At 65.7% G+C, this 9,640-nt stretch carries 10 protein-coding genes and 1 tRNA gene; all 11 read right to left on the reverse strand.

What is annotated here, in order from left to right; translation table 11 throughout:
- Nucleotides 1-1,078, reverse strand: a 1,078-nt coding sequence (locus KDM41_15365; GenBank protein ID MCB1184807.1) for a DNA-directed RNA polymerase subunit beta', incomplete at its 3' end; no start/stop codon positions are given.
- A gap of 86 nt (nt 1,079-1,164) precedes the next feature.
- On the reverse strand, nt 1,165-4,998 hold the full coding sequence (gene rpoB, locus KDM41_15370; GenBank protein MCB1184808.1) for a DNA-directed RNA polymerase subunit beta: 3,834 nt from the start codon (nt 4,996-4,998) through the stop codon (nt 1,165-1,167).
- 207 nt (nt 4,999-5,205) lie between these two features.
- Nucleotides 5,206-5,598: a 50S ribosomal protein L7/L12 gene (gene rplL, locus KDM41_15375; GenBank protein MCB1184809.1), complete on the reverse strand. Its 393-nt coding sequence runs from the start codon at nt 5,596-5,598 to the stop codon at nt 5,206-5,208.
- Between the two features lie 145 nt (nt 5,599-5,743).
- Nucleotides 5,744-6,268: a 50S ribosomal protein L10 gene (gene rplJ, locus KDM41_15380; protein MCB1184810.1), complete on the reverse strand. Its 525-nt coding sequence runs from the start codon at nt 6,266-6,268 to the stop codon at nt 5,744-5,746.
- A gap of 69 nt (nt 6,269-6,337) precedes the next feature.
- Nucleotides 6,338-7,027 (reverse strand): 50S ribosomal protein L1, encoded by a 690-nt coding sequence (gene rplA / locus KDM41_15385; GenBank protein ID MCB1184811.1) that lies wholly within the window; start codon nt 7,025-7,027, stop codon nt 6,338-6,340.
- A 129-nt stretch (nt 7,028-7,156) separates the two neighbouring features.
- Complete coding sequence (gene rplK, locus KDM41_15390; GenBank protein ID MCB1184812.1) at nt 7,157-7,579, reverse strand: 50S ribosomal protein L11; 423 nt, start codon at nt 7,577-7,579, stop codon at nt 7,157-7,159.
- 201 nt (nt 7,580-7,780) lie between these two features.
- Entirely contained in the window at nt 7,781-8,311 is a 531-nt protein-coding gene (gene nusG, locus KDM41_15395; GenBank protein ID MCB1184813.1) for a transcription termination/antitermination protein NusG, read from the reverse strand.
- Between the two features lie 457 nt (nt 8,312-8,768).
- Nucleotides 8,769-8,960 (reverse strand): preprotein translocase subunit SecE, encoded by a 192-nt coding sequence (secE, locus tag KDM41_15400; protein ID MCB1184814.1) that lies wholly within the window; start codon nt 8,958-8,960, stop codon nt 8,769-8,771.
- Nucleotides 8,961-9,020: 60 nt separating this feature from the next.
- Nucleotides 9,021-9,096 (reverse strand) — tRNA-Trp (locus KDM41_15405).
- A 55-nt stretch (nt 9,097-9,151) separates the two neighbouring features.
- A complete protein-coding gene (gene rpmG / locus KDM41_15410; protein ID MCB1184815.1) occupies nt 9,152-9,301 on the reverse strand; it encodes a 50S ribosomal protein L33 in 150 nt (49 codons plus the stop codon).
- A gap of 136 nt (nt 9,302-9,437) precedes the next feature.
- Nucleotides 9,438-9,640 (reverse strand): elongation factor Tu (locus KDM41_15415; GenBank protein MCB1184816.1); only part of this gene is annotated, 203 nt, incomplete at its 5' end.

Below are 9,640 nucleotides of genomic sequence, written 5' to 3' on the forward strand. Positions count from 1 at the left end.
TGGGCAGACCGCACTGGTACAGCTTCAGCTCGGGGCCGACCACGATGACCGAACGGCCGGAGTAGTCGACGCGCTTGCCCAGCAGGTTCTGGCGGAAGCGGCCCTTCTTGCCCTTGATCATGTCGCTGAGCGACTTCAGGGGCCGGTTGCCCTGGCCCTTGACGGCGCGCGAGCGGCGGCCGTTGTCGAACAGGGCGTCGACGGCCTCCTGCAGCATGCGCTTCTCGTTGCGCAGGATCACGCCCGGGGCCTTGATCTCGATCAGCTTCTTCAGCCGGTTGTTCCGGTTGATGACGCGCCGGTAGAGGTCGTTCAGGTCGCTCGTGGCGAAGCGGCCGCCGTCCAGGGGCACCAGGGGGCGCAGGTCGGGCGGCAGCACCGGGATGCAGTCGAGGATCATCCACTCGGGCTCGTTGTTGCTCTGCAGGAACGAGTCGATGATCTTCAGGCGCTTCAGGGTCGCCTTCTTGCGCTGGACGCTGGTCTCGGTCTTGACCTGGGCGCGCAGCTCCTGGTTGAGCTCCTCGAGGTTCATGGCACCGAGGAGCCGGCGCACCGCGTCGGCGCCCATCTCCATGGTGCAGTTCCAGTCGGGGTGCTCCTCCTTCAGCTCCCACCACTCCTCGTCGCTGATCACGTCGCCGACCTGGAGCTCGGTGTTGCCGGGCTCGATGACGACGCTCGACTCGTAGTAGAGGATGCGCTCGAGATCCTTCACCTTCATCGCCAGCATCTGGCCGATGCGGCTCGGCAGGCCCTTGAAGAACCAGATGTGGGCGATTGGCACCGCCAGCTCGATGTGGCCGAGGCGCTCGCGCCGCACCTTGCTCTGGGTGACCTCGACACCGCACTTGTCGCAGACCATGCCGCGGAAGCGGATGCGCTTGTACTTGCCGCAGTTGCACTCCCAGTCCTTCACGGGACCGAAGATGCGCTCGCAGAAGAGCCCGTCCTTCTCCGGCTTGAAGGTCCGGTAGTTGATCGTCTCGGGCTTCGTGACCTCGCCGTAGCTCCACTCGCGGATCTTGTCCGGCGAGGCGAGCTGGATCATGATGGCGTTGTGGTCGGACGTCTTCATGCCCTCGTCGCGGAATTTCTGGCCGAGCATTTATTTTCCTCCTGGGGGTGCCCCGCAGGGCCCCCCGGCACGGGGTCTGGGCTGTCTCAGACGGCGTCTTCCAGGTTCACGTCCAGGCACAGGCTCTGCAGCTCGCGCATGAGGACGTTGAAGGACTCCGGAATGCCCGGCTCGGGCGGATTCTCGCCCTTGACGATGGCCTCGTAGATGCGCGAACGGCCGGTCACGTCGTCGGACTTGACCGTCAGCATCTCCTGCAGGCAGTTCGCCGCGCCGTAGGCTTCCAGGGCCCAGACCTCCATCTCACCGAAGCGCTGGCCACCGAACTGGGCCTTGCCGCCCAGCGGCTGCTGGGTGACGAGGCTGTAGGGGCCGATGCTCCGGGCGTGGATCTTCTCCTCGACCAGGTGGTGCAGCTTCAGCACGTAGATCACGCCGACGGTCACGTCCTTGTCGAAGCGATCGCCGGTGCGTCCGTCGAAGAGCACGCTCTTGCCGCTCGGGTCCTCGCCCACCCCGACCAGGGCCTCCTTGATCTCCGAGATCTTCGCGCCGTCGAAGACGGGCGTCTGGATCTTGACGCCCTCGTGCAGGGCGGCGTAGCCCAGATGGGTCTCGAGGATCTGGCCGAGGTTCATGCGGCTGGGCACGCCCAGCGGGTTGAGCACGATGTCGACCGCGGTGCCGTCGGCGAGGTAGGGCATGTCCTCCTCGGCCATGATCTTCGACACGACGCCCTTGTTGCCGTGGCGGCCGGCCATCTTGTCGCCGACCGACAGCTTGCGGCGCCGGGCGACGTACACCTTGACCAGCTTGACGACGCCGGGCGGCAGCTCGTCGCCGCGCAGGGCGCGCTCGCAGTTCTTCTCGTACTCGACGTCGATCCGCTCGCGCTCGCGGGCCGCGGCCTCGAACACGGAGCGGATCTTGGCGTCCTGCTTGTCTTCCTTCACCAGGGGCAGGCCCCAGTGGATGGCGTTGAAGTCGAGCTCCTCGAGCACCGCCTTGGTGAACTTGCGGCCCGACTTGACCAGCACCTCGCCGGTGTTGGCGTCGATGATGTGGTGCGCGGTCTCGCCCATGAAGAGCTCGCCCAACCGCTCGTCGGCGATGGCGTTGATCTTCGTGCGCTCGCGGTCGCGGCGGCGGCGCAGGGCGTCGAGCTGGCGCTTCTCCTCCTTCTTGGAGCGGGTACCGCGGTCCTGGCGCGAGAAGACCCGCACGTCGACCACGATGCCGTCCATGCCCGGAGGCGCCTTCAGCGAGGCGTCCTTCACGTCGCCGGCCTTCTCGCCGAAGATGGCCCGCAGGAGCTTCTCCTCGGGGCTCAGCTCGGTCTCGCCCTTGGGCGTGACCTTGCCGACCATGATGTCGCCGGCCCGCACGCGGGCGCCGGGGTAGATGATGCCGTCCTCGTCGAGGTTGGTCAGCGCGTCCTCGCCCACGTTGGGGATCTCGCGGGTGACCTCCTCGACGCCGCGCTTGGTGTCGCGGACCTGGAGCTCGAATTCCTCGATGTGCAGCGAGGTGAAGGTGTCCTCCTTCACCAGCTTCTCGGAGACCAGGATGGCGTCCTCGAAGTTGTAGCCGCCCCAGGGCATGAACGCGACCAGCAGGTTGCGACCCAGGGCGAGCTCGCCCTTGTCGGTGCAGGGGCCGTCGGCGATGGGCTCGCCCTTCTTCACCTTCTGGCCGGGCACCACCAGGGGCTTCTGGTTGTAGCAGGTGTCCTGGTTCGACCGCTTGAACTTGCGCAGGCGGTACTCGACCATGCCGTTGTCGTCGAAGAAGCTGCCCGACGAGACCTTCTCGGGGTCGTCGTAGCGGATCACGATCGCGTCCGCCGAGGCGCTCTCGACCACGCCGTCGGCCTCGGCCACCACCACGGCGCCGGAGTCGACCGCGACCTTCTTCTCCATGCCCGTGCCCACGATCGGCGAGTCGGCCCGCAGCAGGGGCACGGCCTGGCGCTGCATGTTGCAGCCCATGAGGGCGCGGTTGGCGTCGTCGTGCTCGAGGAACGGGATCAGCGAGGCGGCCGCCGAGACGATCTGCTTCGGCGACACGTCCATGTAGTCGATCTCGGTCGGACGGGCCATGGGGTACTCGCCCTTGTAGCGGGCCAGCACCTTCTTGTCCTGGAAGTTGCCCTTGGCGTCGACCGGCGCGTTGGCCTGGGCGATGGTGACCGAGTCCTCCTGGTCGGCGGTCAGGTAGTCGGTGCGGCCCGACACCTTGCCCTCGTCGACCCGGCGGTACGGCGACTCGATGAAGCCGAAGCTGTTGATCCGCGCATGGGTGGCCAGCGAGGCGATCAGGCCGATGTTCGGCCCTTCCGGCGTCTCGATGGGGCACATGCGGCCGTAGTGCGTGTAGTGGACGTCGCGGACCTCGAAGCCGGCGCGGTCGCGGTGCAGACCACCGGGACCGAGGGCGCTCAGGCGCCGCTTGTGGGTCAGCTCGCTCAGCGGGTTGGTCTGGTCCATGAACTGGCTCAGCTGCGAGCTGCCGAAGAAGCTCTGGATCACGGCCGAGACCGTGCGCGCGTTGACGAGGTCGGCCGGGCTGAGCGGCTTGTCCTTGTCGGCGAGGTTCATGCGCTCCTTGATGATGCGCGCCATGCGGCTCAGGCCCACCGAGAACTGGTTGGCGAGCAGCTCGCCCACCGAGCGGATGCGGCGGTTGCCGAAATGGTCGATGTCGTCGATCTCGGTGCGGCCGAGGAACAGGCTGATCATCTCGTGGATGATGGCCAGGAAGTCGGACGGGGTCAGCGTGGTGACCTTCGGGTCGACGTCCAGGTTCAGCCGGCGGTTCATCTTGTAGCGGCCCACCTCGGCCAGGTCGTAGCGCTTCTCGTTGAAGAAGAGGCGCTCGAAGAGGGCGCGGGCGACCTCCTCGTTCGGCGGATCGCCGGGGCGCAGCAGGCTGTAGAAGCGGCGCAGGCCCTCGTCCTGGTTGCTGGTCGGGTCCTTGCGCAGGGTGTTGAGGATCAGGCTGGGCTCGTTGAGCGAGACCTCGCCCTCGGCCACCAGCTTGATCTCCTTGAGGCCCGCGGCAAGGATGCTCTCGCGCGTCAGGGCGTCGATGATGGCGCCGGCCTTCACGAAGGGGTCGTCCTCGCCCGGACGGTGCACGTCGGCGGCCAGGATGCGGCCCTCGAGGGAGTCCTCGAGTTCCTTGAACTTCTTGGTCCCGGGCTTGGTGATCTTGATCGTCTCGACCTGGTGGAAGAGCTCGATGATCTCCTCGTTGCTCTGGAAGCCGAGGGCCCGCAGCAGCATCGTCGCCGGCTGCTTGCGCTTCCGGTCGATGTGCACGTAGAGGATGTTGTTGATATCGGTCGTGAACTCGACCCACGAGCCCCGGTACGGGATGATGCGCGACCGGAACAGCCGCCGCCCGTTGGGATGGATCTCGTCGCTGAAGAAGACGCCCGGCGAACGGTGGAGCTGCGACACGATGACGCGCTCGGCCCCGTTGATCAGGAACGTGCCCTTGTCGGTGATCATCGGCAGCTCACCCAGGTAGACTTCCTGCTCCTGGATGTCGCGGATCATCATCTCCTCGTCGGAGGCTCCCTCGGCCTCCTCCTTGACGACGAGCCGCAGGCGCACCTTGAGCGGCACGCTGAAGGTGAGCCCCCGCTCCTGGCATTCCTCGATGCCGTACTTGGGCTCGCCCGTCTTGTAGCTCATGTATTCCATGATCAGGTTGCCGCGGGACGACTCGATCGGGAAGATCGTCTGGAAGACGGTCTCGATGCCCTGCATGGTGCGGTCGTCGGGCTTGATGCCGATCTGCAGGAACTCGTTGTACGAGTCGAGCTGCACCGCCAGCAGGTTGGGCATGTCCTCGTCGCGCTGGATCTTGGAGTAGTTGACGCGTCCGGTGAACTTGTCGACTGGGATATTTTTCACAGGACCACTTCCTCAGGAAGAAGGTTGGCTGCCGGATCCGGCGGCCGACTGTCGTGTTCCGTACGGCCCCGGAACGTCCCCGGGGCGGATCTCGTCAGGCGCCGCCCGGGGCGAGGCGGGGCGGCGGTACCGGCGGGTGCCGGAGACGCGCGCGGCGGGACCCTTTCGGACAAGCCGTGGGCCCCGCCTCGCGTCGTCTGCAGGGCCCTACTTGACGTCGACGATGGCGCCGACTTCCTCCAGCTGGCCCTTGAGGTCGTCCGCCTCTTCCTTCGAGACGCCTTCCTTGACGTTGGTCGGGGCGCCCTCGACCAGGTCCTTGGCCTCCTTCAGGCCCAGACCGGTGATCGCACGCACGACCTTGATGACCTGGATCTTCTTGTCGCCGACACCGGTCAGCACGACGTTGAACTCGGTCTGCTCCTCGGCGGCGGCGGCTTCGCCACCACCGGCGACGGCGGCCACGGCCACGGGGGCGGCGGCGCTCACGCCGAACTTCTCTTCCATGGCCTTCACCAGGTCGGCGGCCTCCAGCAGGCTCATGCCCTCGATCAGCTCCAGGACCTTGGCGGCGTTCTCGCTCAGGTTGATCTCGCTCATTCTTCCCGTCTCCTTGCGAACCGGGCGCGCGGCCCGGTGGATTGTCTGGTTATCTCTCGCGGCGCGGGCCCGATCTTCAGCGATGGGCGCCGGCATCCGCCTCTCTTCCGGATCCTGGCCGGGTCGAACCGGCCGGACGCGACCGCTAGGCGGCCTCGCCCTTCTGCTTCGCGACGGCGTCGATGGCGCGCGCAAGCGCGGCGGCGACTCCGTTCATCGTGCCCACGAGACCGCTGGCCGGGGAGTTGATGCTGCCCATCATCTTGGCGATCAGCTCCTCCTTGCTCGGCGTCTTGCTGAGGGCGACGACCTCGGCTTCGGTGAGGTACTGGCCATCGAGCATGCCGCCCTTGATCTGCATCTTTTCGTTATCCTTAACGAATTCAGCGACGATCTTGGCGGCGTCGATCTGGCTTTCGAGACCGAACAGGATGGCGGTCGGACCCTTGAGGTGGTCCTTCATGACACCCAGATCGCAGTTGTCGGCCGCGATGCGGGCGAGCCGGTTCTTCACGACCCGGCAATCCACCGCCTTGCTCCGACAGGTCTCCCGAAAGCGAGTCATCTGCTCCACGGTGCAGCCGGCATAATCCGCGAGGATCATGCACTGTGCGGCCTGCATCCGCTCGGTGATGGCTTCCACCTCCGCAATTTTTTCGGGACGTGCCATTTGGCAACTCCTTCGAATCTATGAACCGGACCTACAACCCGGCCCCGCGTCGATTCCGGACGGACCGGATCAGGCGCAGGTGGTGTGATCGACGCGCACGGACGGCGTCATGGTGCCGGAAACGAACAGCGACTTGACGTAGATGCCCTTCACGGCCGACGGCTTGACCCGCACCAGCTCGCGATAGAGCGCGATCGCGTTGCCCGTCAGCGCCTCGTTGTCGAACGAACGCTTGCCGATGGGAACGTTGATCACGCCGGCCTTGTCGACGCGATACTCGATCCGCCCGGCCTTCGCTTCCCGCACCGCCTTGGCGATGTCCATGGTGACGGTGCCGACCTTCGGGTTCGGCATGAGCCCGCGGGGACCGAGGATCCGGCCCAGCTTGCCCAGCTCACCCATCATGTCGGGGGTGGCGATGATGACGTCGCAATCCGTCCAACCGTCCTGGATCTTGGGCAGGTACTCGTCGGCCCCGACCATGTCGGCACCGGCGTCCTTCGCCTCCTGCTCCTTGGGACCGCGCGTGATGACCAGGACCCGGACGGTCTGTCCGGTCCCGTTCGGCAGCACCACGGTGCCGCGAACCATCTGGTCGGCGTGACGGGGATTGACGTTCAGACGCACGGCCATTTCCACCGTCTCGTCGAACTTGGCCTTGGGCATCTGCGACAGCAGCCCGATCGCCTCGCCGATGGCGTAGGTTCCGGTCTTGTCGTAGCCCTCGACGGCCTTGTTGTAGGATTTTCCGCGTTTCATGGTCGACTCCAGTGACTGTGATGTTGCGATTGGATGCGATCGGCCGCGCCGCGCATCCGCTTCTCCGGTTCCCGTCGCCCTGCGGATCAGCGGATCCGCCGGACCGGCCCCGTGGGTCGCAGTCCCGACCTAGACGATGTCCAGCCCCATGCTCCGCGCGGTGCCGGCGATGATCTTCATCGCGGCCTCGTCGGATCCGGCGTTCAGGTCTTCCCTCTTGGTGGCGGCGATCTCGCGCAGCTTGGCGCGGGAGATCGTGCCGACGGAAGTCCGGCCGGGCGTGACGCTGCCCTTGTCCAGGCCGATGGCCTTCTTGATCAGAACGGAAGCAGGCGGGGTCTTCGTGATGAAGCTGAAGCTCCGATCCTGGAAGACGGTGATGACCACGGGGGTCACCAGGCCCATCTGCTCCTTGGTCCTCTCATTGAAGGCGTTGCAGAATTCCATGATGTTCAGACCATGCTGGCCCAGGGCGGGACCCACCGGAGGGGCGGGATTGGCCTGCCCGGCCTTGATCTGCAACTTGATCGATGTCATGACTTTCTTAGCCATTGACCTTCTCTCCTTCAATTCAGGATCCGGCTTCGGTGACGCTCTCGGTCCGCGCGCAAGGAGTCCACATCTTGTCGCGAACGTCGGCCGCCCTTCGGCCCTTCTCTATGGATGTCCGGTCGCCGCTGAGAGGGGCGGAACCGGGGACAGCCGCGTTGGTCCAGACAAAACCGGCGACTGCCAGACGACGGCGCAGCGGGATCAGACAGGCTTGACCTGCAGGAAATCCAGCTCCACCGGGGTCTCCGAACCGAAAATCGAGATCATGACCTTCAGCTTGCCCTTGTCGTGATTGATCTCGTTGATCACGCCGATCCACTCGGTGAAAGGCCCGTCCATGACCTGGACGCTGTCTCCCACGTTGTAGGGGATCTCAAGGGTCTCCCTGTCGTCGTCCGGGGCGGAGATGCGACCGAGGATGCGGTCCACCTCCTCCTTCGTGATCGACTCGGGCTTGAGGGGGGTGCCGCCGACGAAGCGGGTCACGCCCGGAATGCCGTTGATGAAGTGCTGCGTCTCCTTGTTCATGATCATCTCGACCAGGATGTAGCTCGGGAAGAACTTGCGCTTCACGGTGGAGCGCTTGCCGTTCTTCATCTCGGTGACTTCCTGGGTCGCGACGAGCACCTCACCGAAGTTCTCTTCCATGTGCTGGCTCTTGATGGCCATCTCGATGTTGCGCTTGACCTTGTTCTCGTGACCGGTGTTGGCGTGGATGACGAACCACTTCATGCGGCCGCGCCGCTCGATCTCGGCCTGCTCCTCGGCGGAGAGCTCGATCTCGACGGCCGCCAGCAGTTCGTCCTCCTCGGACGCCGGCGCGCCGGCCGCCGCGGGGGCGTCGGCCGTCTCCGCGGGAGCCTCCTCCTCGGCGACGAAGTCCTCGTCGGGCAGGTCGAAGAAGAGCGAATCGGAACCGTCGTCGCCGCTCTCGGCGGCCGCGGCCTCCAGCTCCTTGCCCTCGGGCTTCTCGCGGGTTTCGTCAGAATCAAACACGGCCGGCTCCATTCCCGTCGTCACGTTCGGTCTGCGCGTCCGTCGACCGGCTTGCCGCCGGATCCGCGCCGGACTGGGTCCCGATCCGTGCAGAGCGGGATCCGGACGCAATTCAGACACACGGAGGCACCCCGAAAACGGGACCTTCCGTCCCATCTCCAGGGCCCTGATCGATTTTTCCCGTCACTCCCGGCTAGGCCAGGGAGATGATCGTCTTGATGCCCAGGTCCAGGATCTTGTCCACGGCGAACAGCAGCACGGTGATGACCGCGACCGTCACCATGACGACCACCGTCGACTCCTTCAGCTCAGCGATGCTGGGCCAGGACACCCTCTTCAGCTCCTGGGAAGTCTCCCGAAGGTAGCTGGACAACCGGTTCACCATGTTCCCAGGTCCTTCCTCGGCTCCGGCCTCGCCTCGCGACGGGCCGGCTTCAGATTGCGGTGGCAGGGGCGGCAGGGCTCGAACCCGCGACCCTCGGTTTTGGAGACCGATGCTCTACCAACTGAGCTACACCCCTGCAAATCCAGGCTTCCGCGCGGGCCGGAGCCCCGCGGAGGGTCGTATCAGCGGAACTAGCGCGTTTCCTTGTGCGGCGTGTGCTTGTTGCAACGCGGACAGTACTTCTTGTGCTCCACCCGGTCGGGGTGCAGGCGCTTGTTCTTCTTGGTCGTGTAGTTCCTCATCTTGCACTCGGGGCAAGCGAGGGTAATGATGTCTCGCATGAGACCTGACTCCTCGGCTGCAAGGCGCGTCGATCCCGTTCGACCGACGCGCCTCAGCCCGTTTCCGGATCACCGGCAGGCCCGGAGGGCCGCCGCGGACGACTTCCGGATCGCTCCGGAACCCCCTGAACCCGAACTACTCGTGGATCTTCGCGACGACGCCGGCGCCGACGGTGCGGCCGCCCTCGCGGATGGCGAAGCGCAGGCCCTCCTCCATCGCGATCGGCGTGATCAGCTCCACCTGCATCTTGATGTTGTCGCCGGGCATCACCATCTCGACACCCTCGGGCAGCGCCGCGTTGCCCGTCACGTCCGTCGTCCGGAAGTAGAACTGCGGAC

The sequence above is a fragment of the bacterium genome (genome assembly GCA_020440705.1).
Taxonomy (GTDB): domain Bacteria; phylum Krumholzibacteriota; class Krumholzibacteriia; order LZORAL124-64-63; family LZORAL124-64-63; genus JAGRNP01.

What these genes read in the sequence shown, in the direction of transcription:
- rplL (MCB1184809.1), bottom strand. Translation starts at nt 5,598, where the DNA reads ATGAGCGAGATCAACCTGAGCGAGAACGCCGCCAAGGTCCTGGAGCTG.
- rplJ (MCB1184810.1), bottom strand. Translation starts at nt 6,268, where the DNA reads ATGGCACGTCCCGAAAAAATTGCGGAGGTGGAAGCCATCACCGAGCGG.
- rplA (MCB1184811.1), bottom strand. Translation starts at nt 7,027, where the DNA reads ATGAAACGCGGAAAATCCTACAACAAGGCCGTCGAGGGCTACGACAAG.
- rplK (MCB1184812.1), bottom strand. Translation starts at nt 7,579, where the DNA reads ATGGCTAAGAAAGTCATGACATCGATCAAGTTGCAGATCAAGGCCGGG.
- nusG (MCB1184813.1), bottom strand. Translation starts at nt 8,311, where the DNA reads ATGAAGTGGTTCGTCATCCACGCCAACACCGGTCACGAGAACAAGGTC.
- secE (MCB1184814.1), bottom strand. Translation starts at nt 8,960, where the DNA reads ATGGTGAACCGGTTGTCCAGCTACCTTCGGGAGACTTCCCAGGAGCTG.
- rpmG (MCB1184815.1), bottom strand. Translation starts at nt 9,301, where the DNA reads ATGCGAGACATCATTACCCTCGCTTGCCCCGAGTGCAAGATGAGGAAC.